At 38.8% G+C, this 26,423-nt stretch carries 28 protein-coding genes and 2 pseudogenes; 9 read left to right on the top strand and 21 right to left on the bottom strand.

Annotated elements, in window-relative coordinates:
* Positions 1-103: 103 nt before the first annotated feature.
* Positions 104-535, top strand: a pseudogene (locus F7732_RS14595) (peroxiredoxin-like family protein); the annotation flags it as partial.
* Between the two features lie 312 nt (positions 536-847).
* Here the strand turns inward: F7732_RS14595 and F7732_RS14590 are convergent.
* The 4 genes from F7732_RS14590 to cls all read right to left on the bottom strand — a co-directional run bounded on the left by F7732_RS14590 (position 848) and on the right by cls (position 5,879).
* The gene (locus tag F7732_RS14590) at positions 848-1,135 is read right to left on the bottom strand and encodes a hypothetical protein (protein WP_151574756.1); all 288 of its coding nucleotides are present in this window, start codon (positions 1,133-1,135) and stop codon (positions 848-850) included.
* Positions 1,136-1,398: 263 nt separating this feature from the next.
* Entirely contained in the window at positions 1,399-2,739 is a 1,341-nt protein-coding gene (locus F7732_RS14585) for a TldD/PmbA family protein (protein WP_151574755.1), read from the bottom strand.
* A 1-nt stretch (position 2,740) separates the two neighbouring features.
* Positions 2,741-4,132 (bottom strand): TldD/PmbA family protein, encoded by a 1,392-nt coding sequence (locus tag F7732_RS14580; protein ID WP_151574754.1) that lies wholly within the window; start codon positions 4,130-4,132, stop codon positions 2,741-2,743.
* Positions 4,133-4,361: 229 nt separating this feature from the next.
* Entirely contained in the window at positions 4,362-5,879 is a 1,518-nt protein-coding gene (gene cls, locus F7732_RS14575; protein WP_151574753.1) for a cardiolipin synthase, read from the bottom strand.
* A 158-nt stretch (positions 5,880-6,037) separates the two neighbouring features.
* On the opposite strand from cls, the gene F7732_RS14570 reads away from it, so the two are divergent.
* Positions 6,038-6,556 (top strand): GNAT family N-acetyltransferase, encoded by a 519-nt coding sequence (locus F7732_RS14570; RefSeq protein WP_151574752.1) that lies wholly within the window; start codon positions 6,038-6,040, stop codon positions 6,554-6,556.
* Between the two features lie 94 nt (positions 6,557-6,650).
* Here F7732_RS14570 and F7732_RS14565 read toward each other — a convergent pair whose 3' ends face one another.
* The 3 genes from F7732_RS14565 to F7732_RS14555 form a co-directional block, all read right to left on the bottom strand.
* Positions 6,651-6,977, bottom strand: a complete 327-nt coding sequence (locus tag F7732_RS14565; RefSeq protein ID WP_151574751.1) for an SCP2 sterol-binding domain-containing protein — start codon at positions 6,975-6,977, stop codon at positions 6,651-6,653.
* A 152-nt stretch (positions 6,978-7,129) separates the two neighbouring features.
* Positions 7,130-7,645 (bottom strand): acyl-CoA thioesterase, encoded by a 516-nt coding sequence (locus F7732_RS14560; protein ID WP_151574750.1) that lies wholly within the window; start codon positions 7,643-7,645, stop codon positions 7,130-7,132.
* Positions 7,646-7,667: 22 nt separating this feature from the next.
* The gene (locus F7732_RS14555) at positions 7,668-8,609 is read right to left on the bottom strand and encodes a magnesium transporter CorA family protein (RefSeq protein WP_151574749.1); all 942 of its coding nucleotides are present in this window, start codon (positions 8,607-8,609) and stop codon (positions 7,668-7,670) included.
* 213 nt (positions 8,610-8,822) lie between these two features.
* Between F7732_RS14555 and F7732_RS14550 the strand changes: the two genes are divergently transcribed.
* Positions 8,823-9,089, top strand: coding sequence for a hypothetical protein (locus tag F7732_RS14550; RefSeq protein ID WP_151574748.1), 267 nt, complete (start codon positions 8,823-8,825; stop codon positions 9,087-9,089).
* A 73-nt stretch (positions 9,090-9,162) separates the two neighbouring features.
* On the top strand, positions 9,163-9,816 hold the full coding sequence (locus F7732_RS14545; protein WP_151574747.1) for a cation:proton antiporter regulatory subunit: 654 nt from the start codon (positions 9,163-9,165) through the stop codon (positions 9,814-9,816).
* Between the two features lies 1 nt (position 9,817).
* Here F7732_RS14545 and F7732_RS14540 read toward each other — a convergent pair whose 3' ends face one another.
* A complete protein-coding gene (locus tag F7732_RS14540; RefSeq protein ID WP_240056637.1) occupies positions 9,818-10,354 on the bottom strand; it encodes an RNA polymerase sigma factor in 537 nt (178 codons plus the stop codon).
* Positions 10,355-10,438: 84 nt separating this feature from the next.
* Positions 10,439-11,773, bottom strand: a complete 1,335-nt coding sequence (locus F7732_RS14535; protein WP_151574746.1) for a polysaccharide biosynthesis protein — start codon at positions 11,771-11,773, stop codon at positions 10,439-10,441.
* A 443-nt stretch (positions 11,774-12,216) separates the two neighbouring features.
* Between F7732_RS14535 and F7732_RS14530 the strand changes: the two genes are divergently transcribed.
* Positions 12,217-12,570, top strand: coding sequence for a DUF6054 family protein (locus tag F7732_RS14530; RefSeq protein WP_151574745.1), 354 nt, complete (start codon positions 12,217-12,219; stop codon positions 12,568-12,570).
* Between the two features lie 128 nt (positions 12,571-12,698).
* On the top strand, positions 12,699-13,430 hold the full coding sequence (locus F7732_RS14525; protein WP_161598890.1) for a tryptophan-rich sensory protein: 732 nt from the start codon (positions 12,699-12,701) through the stop codon (positions 13,428-13,430).
* On the opposite strand, the gene F7732_RS14520 is transcribed toward F7732_RS14525, so the two are convergent.
* The 5 genes from F7732_RS14520 to F7732_RS14500 all read right to left on the bottom strand — a co-directional run bounded on the left by F7732_RS14520 (position 13,416) and on the right by F7732_RS14500 (position 17,192).
* The gene (locus F7732_RS14520; RefSeq protein WP_066449700.1) at positions 13,416-14,048 is read right to left on the bottom strand and encodes a response regulator transcription factor; all 633 of its coding nucleotides are present in this window, start codon (positions 14,046-14,048) and stop codon (positions 13,416-13,418) included. The two genes, F7732_RS14525 and F7732_RS14520, sit on opposite strands and share 15 nt — an antisense overlap.
* A 35-nt stretch (positions 14,049-14,083) precedes the next feature.
* The gene (locus tag F7732_RS14515) at positions 14,084-15,106 is read right to left on the bottom strand and encodes a sensor histidine kinase (protein ID WP_151574743.1); all 1,023 of its coding nucleotides are present in this window, start codon (positions 15,104-15,106) and stop codon (positions 14,084-14,086) included.
* Entirely contained in the window at positions 15,103-15,837 is a 735-nt protein-coding gene (gene liaF / locus F7732_RS14510; RefSeq protein WP_151574742.1) for a cell wall-active antibiotics response protein LiaF, read from the bottom strand. The genes F7732_RS14515 and liaF overlap by 4 nt, the downstream gene beginning before the upstream one ends.
* Positions 15,838-16,188: 351 nt before the next feature.
* Positions 16,189-16,821, bottom strand: a complete 633-nt coding sequence (locus tag F7732_RS14505) for a PspA/IM30 family protein (protein ID WP_151574741.1) — start codon at positions 16,819-16,821, stop codon at positions 16,189-16,191.
* Positions 16,822-16,841: 20 nt separating this feature from the next.
* Complete coding sequence (locus F7732_RS14500) at positions 16,842-17,192, bottom strand: lmo0954 family membrane protein (protein ID WP_151574740.1); 351 nt, start codon at positions 17,190-17,192, stop codon at positions 16,842-16,844.
* 207 nt (positions 17,193-17,399) lie between these two features.
* On the opposite strand from F7732_RS14500, the gene F7732_RS14495 reads away from it, so the two are divergent.
* Positions 17,400-17,903, top strand: a complete 504-nt coding sequence (locus F7732_RS14495; protein WP_151574739.1) for a hypothetical protein — start codon at positions 17,400-17,402, stop codon at positions 17,901-17,903.
* 58 nt (positions 17,904-17,961) lie between these two features.
* Complete coding sequence (locus F7732_RS14490; protein ID WP_151574738.1) at positions 17,962-18,888, top strand: VanW family protein; 927 nt, start codon at positions 17,962-17,964, stop codon at positions 18,886-18,888.
* Positions 18,889-18,924: 36 nt separating this feature from the next.
* Here the strand turns inward: F7732_RS14490 and F7732_RS14485 are convergent, their stop codons facing one another.
* The 3 genes from F7732_RS14485 to F7732_RS14475 form a co-directional block, all read right to left on the bottom strand.
* Positions 18,925-19,734, bottom strand: a complete 810-nt coding sequence (locus F7732_RS14485; protein ID WP_151574737.1) for an Fpg/Nei family DNA glycosylase — start codon at positions 19,732-19,734, stop codon at positions 18,925-18,927.
* 205 nt (positions 19,735-19,939) lie between these two features.
* Entirely contained in the window at positions 19,940-20,218 is a 279-nt protein-coding gene (locus F7732_RS14480) for a general stress protein (protein WP_151574736.1), read from the bottom strand.
* Between the two features lie 68 nt (positions 20,219-20,286).
* Positions 20,287-21,420, bottom strand: a complete 1,134-nt coding sequence (locus F7732_RS14475; protein WP_151574735.1) for a trans-sulfuration enzyme family protein — start codon at positions 21,418-21,420, stop codon at positions 20,287-20,289.
* 184 nt (positions 21,421-21,604) lie between these two features.
* On the opposite strand from F7732_RS14475, the gene F7732_RS14470 reads away from it, so the two are divergent.
* A complete protein-coding gene (locus F7732_RS14470; RefSeq protein ID WP_151574734.1) occupies positions 21,605-23,131 on the top strand; it encodes an FAD-dependent oxidoreductase in 1,527 nt (508 codons plus the stop codon).
* Between the two features lie 60 nt (positions 23,132-23,191).
* On the opposite strand, the gene F7732_RS23480 is transcribed toward F7732_RS14470, so the two are convergent.
* The 4 genes and pseudogenes from F7732_RS23480 to F7732_RS14460 all read right to left on the bottom strand — a co-directional run bounded on the left by F7732_RS23480 (position 23,192) and on the right by F7732_RS14460 (position 26,304).
* Positions 23,192-23,680: a methyl-accepting chemotaxis protein gene (locus F7732_RS23480; RefSeq protein WP_420837696.1), complete on the bottom strand. Its 489-nt coding sequence runs from the start codon at positions 23,678-23,680 to the stop codon at positions 23,192-23,194.
* Positions 23,681-23,953: 273 nt separating this feature from the next.
* Positions 23,954-24,490, bottom strand: a pseudogene (locus F7732_RS23475) (protoglobin domain-containing protein); the annotation flags it as partial.
* A gap of 141 nt (positions 24,491-24,631) precedes the next feature.
* Positions 24,632-24,766 carry a hypothetical protein gene (locus F7732_RS23280; RefSeq protein ID WP_275670931.1) on the bottom strand — a complete coding sequence of 45 codons (135 nt, stop codon included), beginning with the start codon at positions 24,764-24,766 and terminating at the stop codon, positions 24,632-24,634.
* A gap of 380 nt (positions 24,767-25,146) precedes the next feature.
* The gene (locus tag F7732_RS14460; protein ID WP_240056636.1) at positions 25,147-26,304 is read right to left on the bottom strand and encodes a DEAD/DEAH box helicase; all 1,158 of its coding nucleotides are present in this window, start codon (positions 26,302-26,304) and stop codon (positions 25,147-25,149) included.
* Positions 26,305-26,423: the final 119 nt, after the last annotated feature.

Raw genomic sequence — 26,423 nt, 5'->3', positions numbered from 1 at the left:
TGAAAGAACAGATTCTGAAGAAAAGCTCTCTCTAAAAGCATTGATTCAAGGAAAACCAAGTGTTGTGGTGTTTGTACGCCATCTTGGCTGACCTGTCTGCAGGCAGTATCTCACGCAGTTGCGTGAGCATTATGATGAATTTTCAAAGCGCGGCTATCAGCTGATTGTGATTGCACCTTCTAAAGGCAGCTTTATCAACATGTTCTTAGAAGAGTTTGGTCCTTATCCCTTTCCGATTTTAGGAGATCCTGCAAGAGGAGCCTACAAAGGAATGGGACATAAGACAATGCCAAAATGGAAGCTGCTCTCCAAAGCTGCCTTCGGTTTTGTTACCGGAAAAGTGAAAGGATTTGTCCCAGAAGACGAAAAGCAAAAAAAGTTCGTTATGGAGTCAATGAAGACACAAGATGTTTATGTTCAAGGGGGAACTTGGATTTATTCTAGTTCAGGAAAAGTCCTTTGGAACCACATTGACGAATCACCTGAAAATCATGCACCCCTTGCAAAAATAATAGAAATCATGGACAAACAATAATATTTTTGTTGAGAAATGTTTTAACTCTTCCTATCGTGGTAAACAAATAATGCAAGGCCATTACCACTTGCAGAAGGGACTGGTTCACCTTGAAGAACATAACAGCGACTTCAGATTCTAGTGTTGGCATTGCTTTGGATCAAGGAGGGTTTGCAGAGCGCTCGATAGGCACTCTCGTCTTTAACCGATATACTTAAAATCGGACGGCCTCAGTAAACGTACCTTGAATGTCCGTTTTACGGACCAAAAAAGGTGCATTCCCATTCGCGGAATGCACCTTTTTATTTGGACTTTTTAGCTATTGAAAAATTTCTACAAGCTTGCTTTTATTTTTATAAAGTGGTCAATAAACTGTGAAGGATTTTGTTTCACATAAAAAGCATTTACACCGCTCCTGGTATGTAAATAAAGCAGCCCAGTGCCTGCGCTGGTACTTTTATAGGAAACATCCCATACGTCTCTTATATAATGAACATGAAATTGTGTTTCGATGCGATCTTCATATAGTATAAGCGAAAGTTCTTCTTCAATGATTTTCTGCTCAGTCCATTTGATCTGCCTGCTGACTTTTATATACGGATGCTGTGCAATAAACCGCAACAAATCACTCCTCTGCTATTTTTTCACTACACCTCTCCCATTAAGCCAACTATAATTTTGTTCCATTTACAACTATTTTACACTAGTGAAGATTATTATTGACTAAAATAGACAAGGTACCACGGTTGTCTCTCCTTTAAACAACAGTGCTCTTATTCCATCTATTCAAAATGACCCAAGGCAGCAAGAAATTGATTTCTCGCTGCCTTGGGTCAGGAAATTTCCAAATGATTCTATTTCTTTATTTTTATTAGAAAAGCACTTTATTCAATCGTCACAGCCAGCTCTTTAATCAGCAGTGATGGCGACCCAAAGGCCAGTGAAAATTCGAGATCTGAACCAACTTCTTCAATTTGCTGAAGCAAGTCAAAAAAGTTCCCTGCAACCGTCATTTGTTTTAGTGCCGTTTTTATTTCTCCATTTTCAATAAGAAAACCGCCTGCTGCAATGGAAAAGTCACCGGAGACAGTATTGGTTCCTGAATGAAGACCCGAAAAAGATGTGACCAAGATACCTTCATCCACTTGAGCTACTAGATCAGACAGTTCTTTATCAGCAGGAAGGATATAAAAATTAGAAGGTGCGACTGTTATAGTTCCTTTATATGAAGCTTTATAAGCATTTCCTGTAGATTCCACATTATCCTTTTTCGCTGTTATGCTATTATGCAGAAAGGTAAGGAGGTTTCCGTCTTTGATGACATCTTTTTTCCTTGTTGCATATCCTTCACTGTCAAAATTTCCGCTTCTAACTCCATCCCCGTAAAATGGATCATCAACAATTTGCACATGCTCTGCCGCTACTTTTTCTCCTAATCTCCCCTTGAGAAGTGATTGGCCCTTCTGTATATGTTCAGCAGAAAAAATCGGCGAAAATGTTTGAAGTAAAGCTGCGGCAGCTTTATTGCGCAGGATGACAGAATAATTTTTGCTATCTGCACTTTCTGCATTCAGCTTAGACAACGCCTCTTTTACTGCATGCTCCGCAACCTCTCTTGCTGCTAGTGACTGGTAGTTTCGAGTGACGCGTGAAAACACTCCATTTTTCACTTCTTTTCCTTGTTTTACAATAACGGATACGGAGAGTCCAATATGATTCGTTCGATCTTTAAGGTCCAGTCCGTTAGAATTCACTAATTTCTTTTCCTTTTCTGCGCTGCTTAAAGATAGAGTATTTGTACCGGTTACGCGCTCATCAAAAGCATAAACCTCTTTTTCTATCTCTTTTAAAAACTCGATTTTCTCTTCAATAGATACATCGTTTAACTCCTCAGAATAAAAGGTATGGTCGCCATATTGTTCTGATCCATTAAAAATCTCTTCCTGAACATCCTCTTCAATTAAAAGAGAATTCGCTTTTGCTTCATTAACCAAATATTGAACAGAATCTTCATCCATGTTTTCTGTATATGCATAGCCCATCTTTCCGTGCATCTTTCCCCTAAAAGAGACGCCTAATGTTTCAGATGTTTGATATGAATCGATTTCTCCCTTATAAAGCTTACATCCTAAACTCTCTACTTTCTCCGAATAGATCTCCATCTCTGTGAAACCAAGCTGCTTTCCAAATTGAAATATTCTCTCCTGAAAATCTTCTATTCTCATCTTATTCTTCCCCCTTTCTTCCGCCAACGGTCATCTCGCTTACACGAATCATCGGCTGCCCAACGTTTACCGGGAGACTGCCGCTTAACGATCCGCACATGCCCGCTCCATGTGCAAGATTGTTTCCGACCATATCAACAAGCTTCAATGTTTCTGGCCCATTTCCAATTAAGGTTGCACCCCTTAGCGGTTTGCCCATCTTTCCGTCTTTTACAGCGTAAGCCTCCATGACCGCAAAGTTGTAATCACCTGTCGTTGTATTCACTTGTCCGCCGCCCATGTATTTCGCATAGATTCCATGCTCGGTATTGGCAATGATCTCCGCTGGTGTCGACTTTCCATTGGCGATGTATGTATTCGTCATTCTTGAAGTCGGAGCGAAACGATAAGACTGACGTCTGCCTGAGCCTGTCGAGGGCAATCCCATTCTTCGTCCGTTCAGCTTATCGATTAAATACCCTTTTAGAATTCCATTTTCAATCAGGACATTCTTTCTCGCGGCTTCTCCTTCATCATCAATCGCTAAAGAACCCCACTCATTTGCAAGCGTTCCGTCATCTATATAGGTAACAACATCAGATGCTACCTTTTCTCCAATCTGATCGGCAAACACAGAATTGCCTTTTGCCACACTTGTTGCTTCAAGACCATGCCCGCATGCTTCATGGAAAATTACGCCGCCAAATTCATTATCAATAATAACGGGAAACTTTCCGCTTGGACATGGATCGGCACCTAGCATCGTCACCGCAATCCGCGATGCTTCTGAAGCGTAATGACTTAGATCCAGACCCTCCATAAACTCAAAGCCTTGATGTGCACCTGGTCCATAATAGCCTGACTGCATCCCATTGCCGTCTGAAGCAATCGATTGAATTGACAGTCTGCTTCGCACACGCTTATCTTCTACAAACTTCCCTTCAGAATTCGCAATAAGTACATGTTGTTCTTCGTCTAAATAACGAATACCAACCTGCTGAATGCTGGAATGATAATTCTTTGCTATTTCATAAGCTTTTCTCATTACATCGGCTTTACGCTGCTTTTCAACCTCACCTGGAAAAGTAGCAATTGAATGAGCTGATACGATTTTTTCCTGTACTAAAGGGCTGGCTGTGATATTCCTCTCCCCTTTAATTCCTGCTGCAGCCTGATAGGCAGCCTTTAGCAAGCCTTCTTTTGAACCATCGGTTGTATAGGCATAAGCACTTTGAAAACCTTTAAATACTCGAATGCCAATGCCAAAATCGCGGCCAGATAGACTGCCCTCTACTTTGTTCTCTCTTAATGACAGCGTGTTGGCAAATCGATCCTCTGCGAATACCTCAGCAAAATCTCCCCCCGTTTGGAGTGCTGCTGTTAATACATCTTCAATTATGGATTTTGCAATCATAATTTCCCTCCTAAATAAAAAAGCGCAATACCTCTGAGCGGTCAAAAAATTCACTCCTTATAAAAGGAAAAAATGCGCTAAATATCAATTATTTTTATACAATTCTAACTATTCAAATCATACCTTATTTCGTCAGACGAAACAATTATTTTCAAAAAAAGAACGAATAGAGAGATTCCTGCAAATTCCTCTAAATCGTTCGGGTTATCTTTCAAACAACTATTTATGTTTATAAAACTCCAGAAAATAATCTTGCGAATGACTCCTTCGATCTCTCCACAAAACCTCGTTTATAATATTGGACCGGGCTGATTTTCTCACTTTCGCGCATGTCTTCCTCAAAATGAGCGACAAGCTCACGAATACTGCTTGTCTCCAGCAAAAATACATTCACTTCAAAATTCAGGTGAAAGCTGCGCATATCAAGATTAGCTGTCCCAATGGTTGCTAAATTGCCGTCTATGATAATAAGCTTCTGGTGCAAAAATCCCTTTTTATACGAATATATCTCTACACCATATCGAAGCAGCTCAGAGAAATAAGATCGGCTTGCATATTGGGTCAGGAACCCATCGTTGATTTCTGGAACGAGGATGCGCACTTCAACCCCTTTTGCAGCAGCTACCCGAAGAGCTGTCCGGATTGATTCATCTGGCACAAAATAGGGGGTGGCAATCCAGATAGAATGCTGAGCTGAAGCAATCATGGCAAAATATAAATCGCCCATAATCCCAGGCTGTGTATCTGGTCCGCTTGCTACAACTTGAATAGCTCCATCAACAACATCTTCATTGACAGGGTATTTTTTCTCCTCACGATACAACTCCAGCACATCTTCTCCGCTCACATACTCCCAATCCAGCAAGAAGATTGTGTGCAGTGTGTATACTGCTTCCCCCTGAAGCATCATATGCGTGTCACGCCAGAAGCCTATTCGTTCGTCCTCACCTAAGTACTCTACACCGACATTTAATCCGCCGACAAACCCAACCTTCCCATCGATGACCACAATCTTCCGGTGATTACGGAAATTAAATTTCTGATTGAAAAAGCCGTATTTAAGAGGGGAAAAAATCTTCACCTGAATACCTGCTTCCTCCATACGGCGCACATTTTTGGGGGACATTGTCATACTTCCTGCAGCATCATATGTAAAAAGAACTTCAACGCCCTCTTTCGCTTTCATCATTAGAATATCAATAATTTCTTTTCCAAGCCGATCCGAGCGAAAAATATAATATTCCATATGAATATACCTTTCGGCACGAAGCAATTCCTCTTTAATAGCTTGAAACGTTTGCTGTCCATTTTTTAAAATTGTCGCTTTTGATGCTGTTGTCATTGGGGTTAAAGCGGACTCGTTCACATACCAGGCAAAGTTCCTCTGATTATCATTTAAAAATGAAATATCAGGCGTTTCCTCTCCTATTATCATCCTTTTCCATTCTTCACGATCTCGCCGTCTTTTGCTTTTAAATAAATAGCCCTTTAAATACAGCTGACCTGAAAATAAATAAAATAAGTAGCCTGCCACTGGGAAAAATAATAGTACATACATCCAAAGGAGTGTATGCTGTGGAGAACGATTTTCAAGCATGAGAGAATAAATAGTTATGAAGATAATACTTCCATATAAAATCAATGCTCCAATCTTATATGGCTGGCCAACGTCTGTAAATAAAACGATATAGGCAATCAAGATAATAATTAATACAAAAGCAATTTCTATTCTGCGTCGTTTTCTCATCCTTTTTCCTTCTCTCATTCAAGATCATACATTTTGTATACCCTGATGAGGGCATCGGAGAAACTATTGTCTTCTAGTATTTCCAAATGACTGTGCCTTTAACGTTAATCTGCCTTATGGTATATACTAATGGAATGAATGAAAGGAGGATTTTTTATATGCCTGCAGCTTCGATCAGCATACGCCCCCTGCTTAAACAAGACGGGGAACTTTATAAAGTACATAGACTTGAGGCCTTACAGCAGCACCCTGAGGCATTTGCAGCAAGTTACGAAGAAGAAAAATCTCAATCTGTACAATCGTTTGAGGAACGCCTTTCTTCAAGTAATGCTATCACCTTTGGCGCCTTTGCAGGAGATGAATTAACAGGAAGTGTTACCTTGTTTCGGGAAAGCAAGGTAAAGATGCAGCATAAAGCTTATCTATTCGCTATGTATGTATCGGAAGAACACCGCGGAAAGGGTATCGCTAAGACTCTGATAAATGAAGCAATTAAAAAGGCAAGAGAGTGCAGTGATATTGAACAGCTCTATTTAACTGTCATGTCTGAAAATCATTCAGCAAAAAGGCTTTATGAATCTTATGGTTTCAAAACCTATGGTGTTGAAACAAATGCTTTAAAGGTCGATGGAGCTTATTATGATGAGGATCATATGATGTTAATATTGAGGCACTAATTCCAGACTATCTGTTTTATCGGCTCCATTCACAAATTGAATAAAAGGTGAATTTCGGTCACCATGGCAGTGGCCGTAATCACCTTTTCCTCTTTTACTGATACTTCTTAACGATTTCCTGAAGCTTTAAAGCCAGCCCCATTTTTCCCTCAATTTTAAGTCCTCCTGTCATAAATGCGACTGTTGTGTTGAGATTATCTTTTAATAGTTTAGAAAAGTTTTCTTCATTCAAATGAAGTATTACTTCGGTGTTTTCTGCTTCACCTTCTTCAATTAAAACTCTTCCATCCTGGATAATAATTTGCAATGGACCATACTCTGCTAAATTCACTTGAAAAATTCGATTTTTTTCACTTTGAATAAACTCTGGATGTTCATTCATTTTAGAGACAAGTTCATTTAATTCAGTTATAACAGACATTTCTAATTTCCCCGCCTTTTCTGTCCTATTCTGATTGAAAATACATAATCTTTTCGCTGATTCTTGCAGATTATGAACCTTCTTTCTACATTAATTACGACAAAGAAAGGGGAAAAACCTTCATAAAATGAATATTAATTCATTTTCTCATTTTATTGCCATGGATATTCTGATCCATACTTTTTGGCTCTTTCTTCACTGTCTTTTCTTCTGTTTTTACGGTTCTCTGCACGATCCTTAGCTGTAGCGTAAAGGCTTTTTTCTTCATCCGATTCCGGTAGGACTTGCGGCACTTCAGCTGGACGGCCATGTTCATCAATCGCCACCATTGTTAAAAAAGAAATCGCACAAACATTTCGTTCCCCGCTCAAGAGGTTTTCTGCAATCACCTTCACAAAAATCTCCATTGAGGTTCTGCCTGTATACGTACAATATGCCTCTAAACAGACAGAATTTCCTTCGTAAATGGGGTGAAGAAAATCCACCGAATCTGTTGATGCTGTTACAACAGCCTTCCGTGCGTGGCGCATCGCTGCTATTCCTGCAGTATCATCAATATACGCCATCAATTTTCCGCCAAATAACGTTCCATAATTATTTGTATCTGGCGGCTGCACAATACTCGTTTTCACCACAAATGATTCTCTGCATCTCTTTTGTTTAATCATCCCATACCCTCCAAATAGACAATTACTTAAAGAAAGAGTTCTTCTTTCGTCCTTTTAAAATATCTCCCATCCAGCCTTTCTTTATGAGAAGAATATAAAGCGCTGCAGTTGATCCAATGATGATCAACAATGAGAGCGGATATCCCAGTCTCCAATCGAGCTCAGGCATAAGCTTAAAATTCATTCCCCACAAAGCTCCCCAAGCACTTACAGGGGTAAAGAGTGTCGTAATAACAGTCAGGGTTTTCATAATCTCGTTTCCTCTATGTGTGGAAACCATTTCTTCAAAGTTAACTAATGTATTAATCTCATCTTGGTACTCTTGAATTAGCATTGAGCCCCGTTTAATTCTACTACATATACGTTTATATTCAGGCAAATTTGAATCCTCACTTCCAAAGGCTTCATTAATGCCAATCTCAAGCTCTTTAATAGGAATCATTAAATTTTTCCATACTAATAGTTCATGTCGTAATTTATAGATCTCTTCCAATCTTTTTATACTATTTTTTTTCTTCACTTTCCATAACAAATCATTTAACCTTATTTCGAATTGGTCAATTTTTTTAATGCTGTACGACAATATTTCACCAAGAAGAACGAAAAAACCTTCTATTCCATTTTGTGCCTGCTCCATTTTCCTCATTAATGTATCCTCTTCTATCACATCTATTGCTTCTAAATCGAAGCCTACAGTATATAAAGAATCAACTGTTATAAAATAATGAAAAATTCGATTTTCACGCTGCTCCTCAATGGTTTGCTGATAAATTAATGAACCCCTCACCGATTCTGCATTGGGTTTCGTTGAGTCTATTGTTAAAACATTGGTGTCCCTTTCCTGCAAAGAATCAATCCATATCTTAAATACTTCTTGAAAAGGCGGAGTTATCTTCATATCCAGTTCTTCCTCATGATTATAGTGAAGCCACTTCCAATTCGAATACTTAAATTCCTGCCCCATTATCAATTCCTCCATCTGTTATGATACTTTCACAATTTTTAAAGGATTATTACTAAATATTTCCCTTATCTTCTCTCCTATAAAACCCATTGCTCTAAAAACCTATTCTTCCATTGTTTACATTTTTCATATTTTTGGAAGTTTGCTATTATTCTTAGCGGGGTATTCATTAAACATGCTAGAAAATTCTAAACAATGGGAGGAGTTTTGACTATGAATTCTCGTCCACTTAACTCATATTTATTGGCAGGAGTAGGCATCACAAGTGTTTTATTACTTGCAAACAAAGCTAACAGAAACAAGGTGCAAACGGTAACGGTTAAGTTCAAAAACATGATTAAAGACAGGTTTTCCAACGAAAATCTTCCGCTCAAAAAAGCAGGTCATCCGGATCCTCAAGATATTGAAGATAACAAGATGGTTAGTGAAGGGGCAATGTATTCTGTCACCTACTATAATGAAAATGAACAGCAGAAATAACCTAAGGGCATCTTTGCCCTTAGGTGTTTTTTAAATTCGTTAGTTAATGACTCATTATTAGCAGGGGGATACTATGGGATTTGTTTTTATTGGTGTTTATTTGACTGTTGTTTTAATCGTTATTGAGATAAGTGCGATGTTATTTGAGTATACTGGATTGGATAAGCAAATATCCAGGTTTCAAGCAACTTCAATGCTGACAGGAACGGGATTTACTACTGGAGAATCCGAATTAATCATCGATCATCCGATCAGAAGAAAAATTTGCGGTTTTTTAATTTTTTTTGGAGCATTTTCTCTTGCCGTCATCATTTCGGCAATTTCAAATATATTAGCTGACGATTTTTATACATCAAAGATAGCTTTTATTGCTGGTATCCTTTTCATCCTGCTTCTAATTCTGAAAATGCCAAAAATTAGAAAACGAATAACAAAAGAGATGACTCATGAACTCGAAGAAAAGTTTGATTTGCAGGATATGCCAATGAAGGATGTATTCTTAATGGATGAAAACGATGGATTATTGGATTATACGATTGAAGATTCCTCCAGATACAAAGGAAAACCCGCAAAAGAATTTATTAAAGATTTTGATCTGACAGTGCTTTTCATTAAAAGAGGAGAAAAAATTATCCGAAATGACATCTTACACACTAGCCTGCATGAAGGAGATATATTATATCTATTTGGAAACCAAAAGGAAATCGAGGATGCATGCGGCTCATAGGCTATTGCATCCCCGCTACCAATGGTCTTAAGCGGTCCTTGCCCCTTCTAATTCTCGTTTTCACTGTTGATAAGGGTATATTTGAGCTGCGGCTAATTTCAACAAGAGTTTGATTATGATAATAAAATAGAAGCAGAGGCTCCTTATAAATTTCAGGTAAATCCTCTATCGTCTCTTTAACTTCCTTATTGGTATCTTTTTGGATGATTTCATCTTCTAAAATAGGATTTACTAAGAAATAATCATCATTCATGTACGCCTTCTCTTCCCAATACCGCTGCTGCGCCTTTTGTTTTCTCCAATGATCGCGGCATTTATTAATCGATATTTTAAATAGCCAGTTCTTCATCTTTGTCTGTTCCTGAAAGGACGGCAAGGCAATAAAAGCTGCCATCAGCACATCCTGATATAAATCCTCAGCCAGCTGCTTATGTTTTACGAGTGAATAGATATAATGGAACAGCGCGTTACCATGCTTTTCTATGCATTCTTCAAATTGCTGCTGCTTCGATTTTTGATCCAATTGGAGGTCCATCATGATAACGGGCCTGCCTCCTTTCTATTTTTCTTTCACTCTTATAAACGAAATTTTACTTACCAATCCCTACACTTTTTTAAATTTTTATGATCTAAAGTCAATGCGCTTAACTGGCATTAAGTTTAAGTTGACACCGATGACTTTGCATATGGTCATATAGTGCATCAGCATTAATAAGACTGCTCCAGTATTGATCCCCATAATGATTCCATCCATTTGAAAAGAAGGCATTGATCCTAAGAAGTACATAACAGCATAGGATACGATCGTTGACCACACCGAATGGAAGAATGCATCTTTCATTAAGCCGAGACCAATGAGAAAGGCCTGCATGGGAATAATAAAGAAATGAAGCAAGAAAAACGGCCATAGCAGCTGCAAGTAGACAGAGGCGTCTGGCGAATGAAAAAACTCCGTCGTTAATTTTTCTGCAAAAATATAGAAAAAGAGAACAGCAGGAACTCCGTATATGAAAGTGATAAAAAATACTTGCTGAAGCAAATGCTGCAGTCTTGGCAGGTTTCTATCAGCATATTCCTTTGACACAGTTGGGATTAGCATAATCATAAAGGAATGAGCAATAAATGCTGGGAAAAACCCAATTGTCATCGCAATTCCTGCTACCATCCCAAAATGCTCTGTTGCTACCTCAGCCCCAACACCTGCTTTGATAAGAGCTGCTTTTATGAGGAAAGGCTGAATCGCATGTGTAATGGCATGAAATACACGCAATCCAGTCGTTGGGATTGAAACAGAGAGTAAATCATTTCGAACACTTTTCCCTGCTAAGGCTTCTTTTGGCGATCTTTTCATCTGCTGGTAATGAATCACAAACATATGAATTAAATAAATAAACACAATGGCTTCACTGCCAATCAATGTACAGAAAGCAACAAATACAGCCATTTCAATGCTAAATTCAAACATTTGGTATAGACTGGCCAGTAAAATCAGCTGCATCAGCTTTCTTAATAGATTTGCAGCCGCAATTTTCCCCATTAGATTCTTCCCCATAAAATAGCCTCTGGCAATAGAGGAAAAGGATACAAATGGAATAAAGGCAATGACGATCCATTTCAAAGCTGGATGGAATTCGTTGAATACACTGATATGAGGGATAATAAATGTAACGATTGGAAGCACGATAATGGTGAAAATCACGGTCCATTTCAATACATAATTAAGCATATTGTAATGCTGGTTCTTGTCCTTTTCAGCGACAAACTTTGAAATAGATACAGGCAGCTCAAAGCTTGCCAGCAATATGATCAGAAACACTGTCGGGAGAATAGACATATACATACCGAGCCCCTGCTCACCAAGTTCCCTCGCCAGCACCATGTTTACAACAAACTCAATACACTCTCCAGCAAATGCGGCAACTGCCAGCAAAATTGTCCCTTTAAAAAATGTTTTCATCTAAACTCTCCCCCATATTCACATTCTCTATAGCATATGAGACAAGTCCCTGTGAACATGACAAGAATATGATGAGGTTTTTTCTATTTGGATAAAACTTAATGTAAAGCTATATTTGTAAACTTTACTGTTCTAGGATAAGAGAAATTAGATTTCCACTCCAGGGTACTCGCTTTCCGGCGGGGCGGGTGCTGAGCCTCCTCGTCGCTACGCGCTCCTGCGGGGTCTCAGCTCCCCACTCGTCCCGCAGGAGTCTCGCACCCTTCCGCTCCAATCAACAAGCATATTGCTAAAGTGACCATTGTTCTAAGAGTAAGAAACAACAATCTTTTGTACTTAATTAAAAGAGAACAAGTTTTTTATTTCTTTGGAACGTTTTAGCATTTGCATCGTATATACAGACAAGAAATGTATTGGCATAATTAATGATTGGAGTCAGCACAATGAAGAAATATAGTGAATTCAAATTAAAAATAACACCTTTTGACGCGGCCGTGTTATTAACTGAAATTGAAGAATTAAAGGATTTACTTGTCTTTCAGGATTATAAATTGACAGAAGGACAGGATAAACAAATAAGTATTTTAATATTTGAAAAATTTTACTTTAGAACAACAAGCTTTGCCTCTTTAACTGTTGTCTTTGATAATTTCGAAGGTGAGACCGTTATGAAATGTATTTCTGCTGGGAATGGAGACGGATTGTTTAATTTTGGGTTAGGATCTGGCAAAAACTTTATCAAATCCATCCGCTCCCCGCTGGAGGACTATATCGTCGAAGTGGTTCACGAAGATTAACAGCTAATTTACGGCCCATTTTTCATAGCATTCTCATGCACATATCAATCCTATGTGAAAATCATCACGAAACGAGGATTAAGAAGGAAAAATATGTGGAATATACTCCAGAGAAGGAGGTTTTCTGCATGTTATGGATTAGTACTCTATCCTATATAGTGATGATTGTTATTAATGCCCTCTCCAATATACTGCCGATTGGCGGCAGAACAACTGGGGAGATTTCGAATGCCCTTGAGGTGCTTTTTACACCGGCAGGTTATGTATTTTCTATTTGGAGCCTTATTTATATTCTCCTGGCCGTTTGGCTCATTCGGGAATGGATTCAATATAGGAAAGAAGGACATATCAACCGCCGCCTGCATACTCTATTTATCTTCAGTTCTATTTTGAACGCAAGCTGGATTCTCGTATGGCATAACGGGTTATTTCTCCTATCAGTAGCCGTTATGATTCTGTTGCTTATCACGTTAATCATGATTTACAAAATAACTATCCAACATTCTTCTAAAATCACTAGATTTCCTTTTTCCCTTTATCTAGGATGGATTTCAGTTGCTTTCTTGGCTAATATCAGCTATTATGCCGTCTTCACGGATGTTGACTTAATTGTTGAAACACAGATTTATTGGACGATCGGGTTACTATTAGTTTCTGGATTAGTTCCCGTCTTTATGAGAAAAAATTGGAATGATTGGGTATATCCGCTGGTGTTTGTCTGGGCATTTATTGGCATTACTGTCAGAAACATAGAAGATGCTCCTTATGTAGGCAGTGTTGCCTTAGGACTGGCAATCGCCATCCTAGCCAGCATATTCCTAGTTCACTCAAAGTCCAACACAAATTCAGGTTACGAGTGAATGTTTAAAAGCATAAATGACAGCTTGCGTGCGATCTTGCACTTGAAGCTTACTTAATATATTGCTTACATGAGTCTTAACTGTTTTTAAGGCAATAAAAAGCTCGTCAGCGATTTCTTGATTCGTTTTTCCTTCGGTCATTAAGAGGAGTATCTCCATTTCCCTGCTGGTTAGTTCTTCATGGGGAAGGTACTCCTTTTTTTGGCGCATTTTGACCATCATTTTTCCCGTGACTTCAGGCTCGAGAACGGATTGGCCAGAATAGGTTTGGCGAACTGCTTCTGCAATTTCGCTTGCCTTTGAGGTTTTAAGCATATAACTAGTAGCACCTGCTTCAAGTGCAGGATAAACTTTTTCATCATCCAGAAAGCTCGTTACAATAATGATCTTAGCTTCTGGCCAGCGCTCAATGATATTTCTTGTTGCTTCAATTCCGTCCATTTCCTTCATTACAAGATCCATCAGAATGATATCCGGGCGCAATTCCAGCGCCATTTCAATCGCTGTACGTCCATTATCTGCCTCGCCTACCACTTCAATATCCGGCTGTGCTGTTAAATAAGAGGAAACCCCTATTCTTACCATTTCATGATCATCAACAAATAGCACTTTAATCATACCGTCCATCCTTCCTAAAACTCTATTCTGGCTGATCAGATTAATGGCACCTTCACTTCAAGTCTTGTTCCTTTATCTTTTAAACTAATGATCTTGAGTGTTCCGCCTACCTCAACAGCACGTTCATACATATTTTGAAGGCCATAAGAACCTGCTTTTGCTTCCTCTACATCAAACCCTACTCCGTCATCTACAACCCTCAGAATCGCATAACCATCTCTTTCAATCAGCAAAACTTCAAGCATTTCCGATTTTGCATGACGAAGAGTATTCGAGACAGATTCCTGCAGAATACGGAATAAGTGATCCTCTACTCCTTTATCAAGAGGAAACTCTTCAAGCTTCCAATTAATATTCATCGTTACCTTTTGCAGAAGCTCAACCAGCAGTTCTTCAACTCCTTCTTTTAGGGATTTTCCTTTTAAAGCCGCTGGCCTCAAATGCAGAAGCAAAGCACGCATTTCCAGCTGTGACTGATGAATCATTGCTTCTACCATTTTAAGCTGTTTTGCCTGTCTGTCTTCATCTTTTGTCTTTGTTTCTGTTAATGCGGACATAAGCATGGAAGCAGCAAAAAGCTGCTGGCTGACTGAATCATGAAGTTCTCTTGCCAGACGGTTCCGCTCCTGTGAAACAATTTCTTGCATTCTGTTTTCAATATCCTCCGCCTTCTCTGTTGCAAGCTTTTGAGATAACTTTGCCTGTTCAGCAATTTGTTTTTGAATCTTGCCTACACGCTCGGATACAGATTGCAGTTCTCCGGATACCGGCAGCTTGGTCAAATCAAGCTGGCGTCCTTCCTCAAGCTGATGCAGCCATTCATCTGCTGTGTCAATCTGTTTTCTCCAATGAAAGCCTGAGAAAATGCCAAAAATAATGCCAATAGCCAAACAGATACTAGGCATAAAGATAATAAAAGGAATATCCATAATATCCAGTTCCCAAAGGTCTCGCCAATTATTTAGAGGGAAAACGGTAAAAAAGGCTAGGGAAAAAGCAGCAAGCAGGAATAATGACAATCCAGCTCCCCACATTACCTGGCGCTGAACTGCACTCATACTCTTTTCACCTCTATATTCCCGGCGAACATAGAACTCACAATTTTCACCTTTTGATGAGCATTTTCATAATCAGCTGTATGAAGCTGAAGAGATTGATTGAACATCTTTTCATCCTGTAATTCTAAAATACGGGCTGTACCAGCAAAGGAAGTATGGTTTACATATACCTCCATATCGTAAGGCACCAGCACTTCAATATTACCTACAATATTGCGGATAAAAATAATCGTTTCTCCTTTTGGCAGTACGGTGTAGCTTAAATCAATAACCGTGTCGCCAAGGCCAGCCTGAATATTTATATCATTCCATTCATATACAGCTTGAGGAGTCTTCTGCTTCCCGAAAAAGACATTTGTAACCAGTGGTTTTTTCTTAACAAGATTTTCATCTTTTACAGAGCTTTTTGACAAATCTATCACTGGTTTAATTTGAATAGGATTTTTTTTCGTCTGGGAATATTGAATTAGAAAATGTATTAAAATGGCCAGCAGCAAAAAGCGGAATGTCAGCATGCTTAAAACAGAGATGACAAGAAAGATAATGCCTCCCCAAAAAAGCAGTTTGCCAAGCTTTTTCGACATCCGTTTGCTTCCAATGTAAATCATGCCCACTTGAACTAATAAAGAAAATATGAGTCCCGAATTAAAAAAGGTAAATTCTAAAAAGAGCATAACAATCCCTATGATGATCAGCCAGCTCGTATAATCACTTTTTATTTTTTCTTTCATCGGGCTTCCCTCCTTTATATCAGTGGTGCATTCTTATTTCTTAAAGATGAAAATTTATATTCGTATCGAAAAGACGCAGCATACCTGCGCCTTTAAGATAGGTCTAGCTCCAACGTTTCCGCTTTTCTTTTCGGCTAGCTCCAACGCCTAGCCCCTCGAGGTCTTAAGACAATCTGTCCAGAAGGTTGAAGACCAACCTTCTTGCCATCTTGCCTTAAGCTTGGGGCCCACAGGATGTGGGTTGTGCAGACGTTGCCACAGGACGTGGCGGTTTTAGTCTGCGTTCCTTAAACGAGCAAGGCGTTTCCGCTTTTCTTTTTATACTACCATTTTTTTATTCTGTTTTGAGTGTTATTCTGCTTTTTTCATATCTTTTTCAAGCTGAGCGATTTTAGCATCAATGGTGCTGCGGTAATAGGATGTATTGACTTCGTGTTCTAGTCTGTCAATGTATGTTTCTATTTCATTAAAGCGCGAATATGGCTGATCTGAATATTCATCGTTATGAAGGACCTTGCTCATCTGATGATTGGCTCGGGTAATATTCTCTCTGCCCATTAATTCCATACGGCGCAAGTGCATATCTTTTAATTTATGCTTCATATCCTCATAATTTCTTTCTAATTCCAGAAGCTGAGTATTAGCCTGTTTCAGCATTTCCTGCAGACGGCTTGCACGCTGCTCATAATGTTCGTATTCCTGCTGAGCAAATGCCTGCAGTTCTTGCTCGCCGGCAGCAGCCGCAATTTCAGCTTGCTTCTTTCTTTTTTGTGCAAGGTCTGCAGCTTCGTTATACTCACGTGTGAATTCTTCTTTTAGTTGGTATTGGCGTTCTAATAGCTTTCGGACTTTTTCAGCTTCTTGTTCACTTTCTCTTAAATACTGATTTAATAACGCGATTGGATTTTTCTTTTCTTTATGATCCAAAGCCTCGTTTAAGTCCGCTACAATTGTATTTTTTATGCGTGTGAATAGATTTGACATTTTATATGCTCTCCTTTAGGTTATTTTTTTTTGATTTCAGCCCATTGCTTTTCAAAGTTTGCGAATGGATCATTATGATTTTCTTTTGGAAAAGTCTGTTTTGTTTTATTCCAGTTCTTATATACAAGATATAGCACATATGCTGCTGCAATACCGATAATTGCCGGAATGTTAGATGCCGATGCAAGGAGCGCCGCTAATCCGATAATCCCCCATCCTACTTTCTCCCAGTTTGAATTTGCTTTTATAAATTGTTTATAGACGAAATATAGGATGGTGATGCTGATTGCCAGCGCGAGCATTGGTCCAATGTTTCCAATCAAGATCAGCGCTGCTATGCCTCCTGCCATTAGTAAACCGAATTTTTTCATTTCGTTTCCTCCTTTCTTGATATCATCTTACCGTGATTTCAAAACTTCTATAACGAGCCTCAAGCGTATTTTCATATAAGACTTAAGGCGTATAAGCCTTTAAGACTGTAACTCATGGAACTTTCATCCATGTCCTTTTTATTGGTTATGAACAATTTATGGAGGGGTAGTAAAAGGATAATCGCACTGTAAGGAGGAGAGAAAAAGATGTTTGGAATCGAAGACTTTTATCATTTCATTCAAGCATTTTTCGTCGTATTTCCGATTGTAACGATCTTGCATTTAATCGGACATCTAGCCTTCGCCTATTTTTTTGGCTGTAAGAAAATGAAGGTTGTAATTGGAGTAGGAAAAAAATTATTTTCAGTGCGAAACATTGAAGTCAGATTATATTATTTTTGGCATGGCAGCTGCAGCCTTGGACCTTTGAAATACACAAATAAATACTCTCAATGTCTGATCTTGATTGGAGGTTCACTATTTAATCTGCTTGGTATTCTGATTGTAAACATATTGATCCATGAGAGTATCATTAACCCTTCTATGCTCACGTATCAGTTTATTTATTTCTCCATCTACTATGTTTTCTTCGCTTTATTGCCGATGGACTTTCCAGATGGAACGGCCAGTGATGGAAAAATGATCTATTCGACTTTGAAGGGAAAAGAGTGCAAACAAACCTCTCAAGATTGTCAAAGTTTTACCAATTAACAAATCACATGAAAATCCGTACCTCCGCAAATAATAAAATTCGGAGGTGCGGATTTTCATGTTAAAAGCCACTTTATGCGCTTTGCTTTTAAGCGCACATTCACTTCATCCAAATGAAGGACTTATCATTCATCATCAGAATAAAAAGATTGCTGAAATCCAGAAAGAAGAGTATGAAATTCCATTATCAAGTATCCCGATTCTAAATATAGATCAATACAATACATTACTCAGTACTCTTGAAAAGCAAATCTATCTGCCTCCTGCAAACGCTTATATAGGTGACTATGGGCAAATTATTGAAGAGAAGGTTGGCGTAAAATTGCACAGGGAGAAATTTGCTCATTTATTTTCTCACTATTTCTATAATAATAAGCTGAAGAAAATGGAAATCCCTACTCTGCCCGTTCATCCAAGAGTAGATCGTGACCTGCTGCTGCAGATAAATATAAAGATGATCGGCCAATATGCTACTTATTTTAATAGCCGCAATGCCAGCCGCACGAATAATATTATCTTAGCTGCTAAAGAAATTGATAATACAGTTGTTTTTCCTGGTGAATTGTTTTCTTTTAATCAAAGTGTGGGGCAGCGAACAACAAACCGTGGCTTTCAGCGTGCTCCTGTTATTGTAAGGGGAGAATTATCAGAGGACATTGGCGGAGGAATCTGCCAAGTCTCTTCTACCTTATTTAATGCTGTTGACCAAGCAGGCCTTTCCATTATCGAACGATATTCACACAGCAAGCGTGTTCATTATGTTCCGCCTGGCCGTGATGCGACAGTCAGCTGGTATGGACCGGATTTCGTTTTCCAAAACCCGTACACTCATCCCATCTTGCTTCGTGCGAAAGTTTACGGTGGTCAAATGGTTGTAAAAGTTCTTTCTTCAGATGAAATTGACTTAGAACCGCGCAAAGTTCCTAAAACCGATGAATTAGAAGAAGATAAACAGCAGTTATTACAGTGGATGAATGAAAGATAAGCGGATGCTGCTGCAGCCGCTTATTGTATTTATATGCTATTTTTGACACCCTGGACAAAAAAATGTCTTTCTGGAGGATATTTCGGTTTTAACAATTTTACTATGACACCTGTTACACTCCATGCCTTCACGATCATAAACAAGACAGTGGTCATTATAACCGCCCGTGAGCTGATCACCTTGAGATAAAGGATTCTCCATATAACCTCCAAGCTGAGTTGCATTCTTTAAAACGGATACCATTGCAGAATACAACTTATCCTTCTCCTCTTCACTCAGCTTATCCATTCCTCGATCTGGAAGCAGATAGGCTTCATAGCAAATTTCATCGCTATAGCAATTTCCTATTCCAGCAATCACATGCTGGTTTACAAGTGTTGTTTTCAGCATGCCTCTTCTCCCTTCTAATAGCTGTTGAAATGCATCACGATTAAAATCATCTTGCAGCGGCTCCGGTCCTAAATCTGCAAGTTCTTCCTCAAGCGTCTGTTTGTTATGTAAGTGCAAATAACCTAGCCTCAATCCAATAAAATAAAGTTTAATGCTGTCAAAAGTAAGAGTGATCTGCTTTGTACGGTCTGGTGCATCTTGATCATTCCCCGCATACATCCAGCCTCCAAGCATTAAATGAAGCAATAGAAATTTACCTGTGCTTAAATGAAAAATCAAATGCTTCGCTCTTCTATCAATTTTAACGATTACCGCTCCATTTAGTTCTTGTTTAAATAAGTCAGCAGTCACATTTATTGATTTTTCGCGCTGAACTTCTGTCTTGATAATTCTTTTCCCTGCGAGGATGGCATGTAGCTGCTGCTTATAGGTTTCCATTTCCGGGAGTTCCGGCATATTCTTTCACTCTCCTTTATTACTTTTTGGTATAGTATGTTGACTGACTTGGGGAAATTATGCACGAAGGCGGATTGACTGGTGAATGAAAGAAATAAACAGGATTCCGTGTGAGGGAAGAAATATTTGCTTAATTGACGCAGAACAAAAAAATACACCTCTGCTGTTAGATAACTCTAACAACAGAAGTGCAGTTCATATCATCTTAATATTGTTTACGTTCTAGACCTGCTTCACCAGGATTTTGTTTTTGCTGCCGCAAGAGTGGCGACTGGCTATCAACAAAGACAAGTGTTTTCCCTTCTTCAACATGCTGCTGATAATCGTCATCTCCTGCATTAATTTGCTCTAAGCTTGCATACTGCTCACCAATGACAGCAATTTCTTCTGGTTTAAAGCCTTGATCCTGAAGTTGTTTGACTGCAGCAACTGCATCTTCTTCCGCTTGATACGCGCCAGCAAGCCTATAATGCTGTTGATTCATATAAACTCCTCCTTTATTAAGGAATTTATACTTTAATACCCCGTTTTCTGCATGTAGAAACTTAGCTTTTAAATTGATTTCGAAATAGCTTGATTGAATACTGCAATGATATCTTCTGCATTTTCAATTCCAATGGAAATCCTCACTACTTGATCTGTGATGCCAAGTGCAGCACATGCTTCTGGCGGCAATGCACGATGAGAGGTTCTTAATGGATGTGAAACCGATGTTTCCACACCAGCAAGGGTTGGAACAATTTTGATCCAATCCAAACTTTTAAAAAATAAGCTGATGTTGACTGTTTCTGCTAACTTGATCGTTACCATGGCGCCAAAACCATGTTCACCGTACTCTAATGGATAATAAACTGTCTCAACATGTTCATTTTCTTTTAAGGATAAAGCCAAAGCGCGGGCGTTTGCAGATTGAGCCTTCATTCTTAATGCTAATGTTTTCGCGCCGCGACATGTCAGCCATGCTTCAAAAGGGGTTGAATTGGCACCAAGATTCACAATTTTGGCTCTAGCTCTTTCCACAAGTTCTTGGTCGCCAACAACGACACCAGCTGTCACATCACTATGTCCGCCAATGTATTTCGTTGCACTATGAACAACGATGTTAACTCCTAATCGGTATGGCTGGCAATGCAATGGTGTCGCAAATGTATTATCAACAATCGTTTTCAGCTTGTGCTTTTGCGCTAGATGAACAAGCTGAGTCAGATCTTCTACTCTTAAGAGTGGATTGGTAATTGATTCTGTATATAAAAGCACTGTATTTGTTTGGATAGCTGCTCCCACTTCAGCCGGATTTGCAAATGAAACAAACGTGACACTAATTCCTAATGAGGAAAGCTCCTCTTTCAGCATATGAAAAGTGCCTCCATATACATCATCTGCCGCCACAATGTGATCGCCGTTTTGTGCCACTGATAAAATAGCTGCCAGAATAGCAGATAAGCCTGATGAAGCAGCCGCTCCTTCTGGTGTGCCCTCAAGACGGGCAACTAGCTGGCCCAATTCATCTGTATTTGGATTGCCAACTCTCGAATAAAGATAATTGCCGTTCCCCTGGTAGAAGCCTTCTAATTCTTCTAAATCGGAAAAGGCAAAAGCAGACGTTTGGTAGATTGGTGTTACCTTGCTTTTAATGGTCCGTTTCTTTTTATTTTGATTATGTAACACCGATGTTTCAAAATTCATTTCCTTGATCTCCCTTTGAGCAAAAGACTTTAGCTCGTTAAAATATTTGTAAATTCTGATAAGGATTATAGCAACGAATCTTTATAACGTCAATGTGTGAAAGCTTCCAGCTTTGGGTACTTATCGTATACAAATTCTTATTATAGGAAAACATACAATCAGATAATGTAAGAGGAGGATATTTATGACGAATCAAATGCCAAGATTTCCAGAATCATATTGGACAGATATTGATCTGCCCTCTTTTCAGCCCTTAAAGGAAGATACTTCTGCAGATGTGGTGATTGTAGGCGGAGGAATCACAGGAATCACATCTGCATATTTGCTGGCTAAGGAAGGGCTCAAAGTTACTCTCTTAGAAGCTGGGAAAATCTTAAATGGCACAACCGCACATACAACGGCGAAAATAACTGCACAGCATGGAGTTATATACGATGAATTCATTCAGCATTTTGGACTTGAAAAAACGAAACTCTATTATGAGGCTTCCAAAGGAGCTCAAGAATTTATCTCAAAAGTAAAGAACGAATTAAATATTGATTGTGATTACAGCGAGCAAGATGCCATTATTTATGCAGAATCGGATGAATATAGAGAAAAGCTTGAAAAAGAGATAAGTGCTTATGAAAAACTCGGCATTTCCGGCCATCTTGGCAATGATTTTCCTTTTCCTATCGAAACTAAGGCTGTCTTAACCATGAATAATCAAGCTCAATTTCATCCTCTGAAATATTTGCATCAGCTTGTTCAGGCATTTACGGATATGGGCGGCACTATATACGAGAATACAACAGCTGTAGATCTTGAAAAAGGGGAACGTCCAGATGTTGTAACAAGAGAAGGACATAGGGTCAAGAGTAAATATGTAATAGCAGCTTCTCATTTTCCTTTCGCAGATATGAAAGGATTCTATTTTGCCCGCCTGCTCCCAGAAAGATCGTATGTTATTGCGATCAAGGCAGAGAAAGAGTACCCCGAAGGAATGTATTACAGCGCTGATCAGCCCAAGAGATCCTTGCGATATACTCCTGTTAATGGGGAAAAACTCTTATTAATTGGAGGAGAAGGTCATAAAACAGGTAAAGGACCTGACACGCTAAAGCATTACGAAGCACTAGAACAATTTGCTTCCAGCCATTTTGGCATAAAAGAATATTCTTATCGTTGGTCTGCACAAGATCTGACTTCACTTGATAAAATGCCATATATCGGGCCAATCACTGCTGACCAGCCTCATATTTTTGTTGCAACAGGCTACCGAAAATGGGGCATGACGAATGGTACTGCAGCAGCTTTGCTTTTAAGAGACCAAATCCTTGAAAAAGAAAATCCGTACAGTGAGTTATTCTCACCGTCCCGTTTTGTGGCTGATCCTAGCATTAAGAAGGTCATTTCCTATAACACTGATACCGCTGGACAGCTGTTAAAAGGCAAGCTCGAGTATGTGCCAAAAGAAATCAGCGATCTCTCGAATGATGAAGGTGCGGTTGTCATTGTGGATGGAAAAAGATCTGGAGCCTATAAGGATATGGATGGGAAATTGCATGTTGTCGATACTACCTGTACACATATGGGCTGCGAAACACGATGGAATCACGGAGAAAGAACATGGGACTGCCCTTGCCATGGATCACGGTTCTCCTATGATGGAGAGGTTGTAGAAGGTCCTGCAGACAAGCCATTAAAAAAATTGAATGATGTTACAGGTTAATGCACCAGATAAAGAGAACCAGCTCCCCTGCAATTAGGAGGGCTGGTTCCATAATATCCTTTATGCATTATTTGCGGCATCATTTAACTTTTCAGCTGAAGAGGCAACCGTTGTGGAGGCGGTTCCTATTTCATTAATGCTATAAATAAGTTCAGTTACTTGACTCCCTACCGAACTAAGGTAGTTAGCGTTTGAAGATATGGATGCTGCAATCGCATCAAAGGCTTCATTGGTTTGCAGAGATGTTTCCATTCCTTCTGTAACAGAAGATGCTACATTTAACAGAGACTCACTAACTGCTTTTGTAAGCAAGGAAGATGTTTGAATCAATTCCTGGATTTCTCCTATTGATAATTTAGTCTGCTCAGCCAGCTTCTTAACTTCCTGTGAAACTACTGCAAATCCCTTGCCATGTTCTCCGGCTCTGGCAGCTTCGATCGCTGAGTTCAAGGCCAGCAGGTTTGTCTGATCGGCAATACTTTGAACAAATGCTATAACAGAATTTACTTTTTCAGATGCTCCGTTAAGCTGCTCAACGGTTGTTGTCATAATCGCAGTCTCAGACTGAATCTGCTCTATTTTATTAGAAAGGTCGGAAAGTCTTTCTTTCCCAATTCCACCTTGATACTGAATGGTTTCTGAATGGGCTCCGCTATCGTTAATAAGACTATTAAACTCATGACTTCTTGCAATTAAATTTTCAACTGATGCACTCGTTTCCTCAGCTAAAGCAACGAGATCCTCACTGACATCGAGGATTTTATCCTTTAAATCATTTTTCCCCTGCTGAAACGTATCCTTCATCATCCTCATATTTTCTTCTTCATAAGTCTCAAGGACAAGCTGCTGCTCCAGACTTAAAAGCTTATTTACGGAGGCAATGATTTCCTTTAATTCTATAATTGAATGTGCATTTTCACAAATGACTTCCAGAATAGCATTTTGAAGATTTTGAAACGATCCCATATACCATGCTGGTTTTAAACCAATCTTATAGTGTATAAATGCAATTCTTAATCTCTTATTTATAAACTCTTCAGTAATTTCTCCATTAAATAATTCAATGATATGCTGCCTTAAAGTTCCTCGTAATGTTGAAACGGAACTATGTTTGTTTACTATATCCTGCAGCTCCTGTACTTGAAGAATAGTTCCATAAAACTCTTCTGTTAACCTATCAACCTGATTCTCTATTAAAGGCTGCACCACCTTAATATGCTGCAAGTCTTTTTCCGATATTTTAAGCATTTGCAGTTTATCCAGTATGTTTGGGTTATTATTAATGTCAATTTTCACTTGAATTTCTTTTGCTGCTATTTGCCAGTTCTCTCTTTTTGGGTGTTTCCTAAACTTTAACATGTTTTCCCCGCCCCTAAAGGTGATAGCACCTCTGTTTATAAAATCTCTTTATACTATAAAATAACATAATGCAACAAGAAAATATGTGAATTTTTGGTGCCAAATACCTATACCAATCGCACGATTGGTATAGGTATAAGATTAATCTTGAACATTTTTATTTTTTGATTCTCTGCTGCCTGTTGTAAATTCAACTAATTCTTCACTTGTACGGTCTGGATGTTTTTTATTATTATTTCGCTGCGCGTTTTGATTTGCCTTTTTAGTACGTCCCAAGACACTCACTCCTTTCGTTTAATCAAAAGTAGTATGAGTCAAGGAAAGAATGGTTATGCAGGATAATCCCACCTCACCATTCATAATATTCAGAATACTAACAGCGTTCTACATGTTTCGACACTGTTTGTAGAAAATATACCAGCGATTCAACTTAATTTCTATAGGATTTCATTAAAATTTACAAAAAAATAATTGAAAGCCTTTACTATTTCCTTTTAGGCTAAACATCGCATTTACAAGTCTAAATTTAAATCTCCATTGTACTCTGGTCTAAGAATGAATTGTATTAAAAATGAGAAATAAAAAACCGAATGATAGAAACGTTATTTCTAATCATTCGGAAATTAATCTTGTTTAATTATTTTGTCATTAACAACTTATTTACGCTGATCACGCGTACTGTATTCCGTAATGTCTCCGCCTCTGATCATCATTTTTTGTACAGGTATGTTCAGATGATTTCCAAACTTTTTTAGTTCTCTTTCTTCGCGCTCATTGATAATGGAAAGAACCGTTCCGCTGGCACCAAATCGGCCTGTTCTGCCAGATCTATGAACATATTGCTCCATATCCTTTGGAAAATCATAATGAACTACATGGGTAATTCCCTTAATATCTAAGCCTCTTGCAGCCACATCAGTTGCCAGCAGCAGATTGGTTCTGCCTTCTTTAAAATCTTTAAGCGCTTTTTGACGTTCTGTTTTATCCAGGTCGCTATGCAGAGTACTTACTTTAATATTTTTGAAGTCCAGCTTTTCAGAAAGCACCGTTAAATTGCCGATATCTCTTACAAAAACCAATCCTTTAATCCCATTAAGCCTGGAGATCTTTTCAAGCATTTTCATTTTATCTCTTTGCTCTGCGATAAAGTAAAAGTGTGAAACTTCTTCTGCTTTAATGGTTTCGTCTTTATTAATTTTAAGCATACTTGGCGACTTGGCCATTTCTGCTGCAATTTTTTCAATGTGAGAGGGTAATGTTGCTGAAAACATAACCATTTGCCGTTCACTTAGAGTGGATTTCACAATATTATTTACAGTGGATGTATGCTCGGGTACAAGCAGCTGGTCACACTCATCTAAAATAATGGTCTTTACTTCATGCATTTTCAGCTTCTTCTGCTTAATAAGCTCAAGCATTCTTCCTGGTGTTCCTAAAGCAATATGAGGATGTTTTTTTAATTTTTCAAGCTGTCTCTTCACATTGGCTCCGCCGATAAAGGACGCTGCTCTAATTCCGCTGCCAGTTGCCCATTTCCCTATTTCCTCTAAAATTTGCATAATTAATTCTTGTGAGGAAGCTATAATAACCGCCTGTACAGCTTTTTTCTCAACATCGATTTTTCCCAGAAGCGGCAATAGGTATGCTAATGTCTTTCCGGTCCCGGTTGGAGATTGAGCAATAACATCTTTTCCATCCGTAATAAGTGGAATAGCCTGCTGCTGAATAGTCGTAGGCTGCTGAAAGCCGCTTTTAGTCCATGCTTCTTGAATAAATGGCTTCATATCTTTTATAAGTGTATCCAATTCTGTCACCTTCAGTTTTCTGTATTAATCAGTGTATTTGATAAGATATGTCCGAGGATATTCATACCTAAAAATACCACTGTTATGTTCGGTTAAACGCTAAACGTCATATATTTGATTGTGCAGTT

It is taken from the genome of Bacillus mesophilum (genome assembly GCF_008923265.1).
Lineage (GTDB): Bacteria > Bacillota > Bacilli > Bacillales > Cytobacillaceae > Cytobacillus > Cytobacillus mesophilum.
This window is presented reverse-complemented; position numbering and strand designations above follow the sequence as displayed.

Bases quoted from the DNA above. Each gene is read 5' to 3' on its own strand.
- F7732_RS14585 (WP_151574755.1), bottom strand. From the start codon at position 2,739: ATGAGAATAGAAGATTTTCAGGAGAGAATATTTCAATTTGGAAAGCAG.
- F7732_RS14580 (WP_151574754.1), bottom strand. From the start codon at position 4,132: ATGATTGCAAAATCCATAATTGAAGATGTATTAACAGCAGCACTCCAA.
- cls (WP_151574753.1), bottom strand. From the start codon at position 5,879: ATGAGAAAACGACGCAGAATAGAAATTGCTTTTGTATTAATTATTATC.
- F7732_RS14570 (WP_151574752.1), top strand. From the start codon at position 6,038: ATGCCTGCAGCTTCGATCAGCATACGCCCCCTGCTTAAACAAGACGGG.
- F7732_RS14565 (WP_151574751.1), bottom strand. From the start codon at position 6,977: ATGTCTGTTATAACTGAATTAAATGAACTTGTCTCTAAAATGAATGAA.
- F7732_RS14560 (WP_151574750.1), bottom strand. From the start codon at position 7,645: ATGATTAAACAAAAGAGATGCAGAGAATCATTTGTGGTGAAAACGAGT.
- F7732_RS14555 (WP_151574749.1), bottom strand. From the start codon at position 8,609: ATGGGGCAGGAATTTAAGTATTCGAATTGGAAGTGGCTTCACTATAAT.
- F7732_RS14550 (WP_151574748.1), top strand. From the start codon at position 8,823: ATGAATTCTCGTCCACTTAACTCATATTTATTGGCAGGAGTAGGCATC.
- F7732_RS14545 (WP_151574747.1), top strand. From the start codon at position 9,163: ATGGGATTTGTTTTTATTGGTGTTTATTTGACTGTTGTTTTAATCGTT.
- F7732_RS14540 (WP_240056637.1), bottom strand. From the start codon at position 10,354: ATGATGGACCTCCAATTGGATCAAAAATCGAAGCAGCAGCAATTTGAA.
- F7732_RS14535 (WP_151574746.1), bottom strand. From the start codon at position 11,773: ATGAAAACATTTTTTAAAGGGACAATTTTGCTGGCAGTTGCCGCATTT.
- F7732_RS14530 (WP_151574745.1), top strand. From the start codon at position 12,217: ATGAAGAAATATAGTGAATTCAAATTAAAAATAACACCTTTTGACGCG.
- F7732_RS14525 (WP_161598890.1), top strand. From the start codon at position 12,699: ATGTTATGGATTAGTACTCTATCCTATATAGTGATGATTGTTATTAAT.
- F7732_RS14520 (WP_066449700.1), bottom strand. From the start codon at position 14,048: ATGATTAAAGTGCTATTTGTTGATGATCATGAAATGGTAAGAATAGGG.
- F7732_RS14515 (WP_151574743.1), bottom strand. From the start codon at position 15,106: ATGAGTGCAGTTCAGCGCCAGGTAATGTGGGGAGCTGGATTGTCATTA.
- liaF (WP_151574742.1), bottom strand. From the start codon at position 15,837: ATGAAAGAAAAAATAAAAAGTGATTATACGAGCTGGCTGATCATCATA.
- F7732_RS14505 (WP_151574741.1), bottom strand. From the start codon at position 16,821: ATGTCAAATCTATTCACACGCATAAAAAATACAATTGTAGCGGACTTA.
- F7732_RS14500 (WP_151574740.1), bottom strand. From the start codon at position 17,192: ATGAAAAAATTCGGTTTACTAATGGCAGGAGGCATAGCAGCGCTGATC.
- F7732_RS14495 (WP_151574739.1), top strand. From the start codon at position 17,400: ATGTTTGGAATCGAAGACTTTTATCATTTCATTCAAGCATTTTTCGTC.
- F7732_RS14490 (WP_151574738.1), top strand. From the start codon at position 17,962: ATGTTAAAAGCCACTTTATGCGCTTTGCTTTTAAGCGCACATTCACTT.
- F7732_RS14485 (WP_151574737.1), bottom strand. From the start codon at position 19,734: ATGCCGGAACTCCCGGAAATGGAAACCTATAAGCAGCAGCTACATGCC.
- F7732_RS14480 (WP_151574736.1), bottom strand. From the start codon at position 20,218: ATGAATCAACAGCATTATAGGCTTGCTGGCGCGTATCAAGCGGAAGAA.
- F7732_RS14475 (WP_151574735.1), bottom strand. From the start codon at position 21,420: ATGAATTTTGAAACATCGGTGTTACATAATCAAAATAAAAAGAAACGG.
- F7732_RS14470 (WP_151574734.1), top strand. From the start codon at position 21,605: ATGACGAATCAAATGCCAAGATTTCCAGAATCATATTGGACAGATATT.
- F7732_RS23480 (WP_420837696.1), bottom strand. From the start codon at position 23,680: ATGACAACAACCGTTGAGCAGCTTAACGGAGCATCTGAAAAAGTAAAT.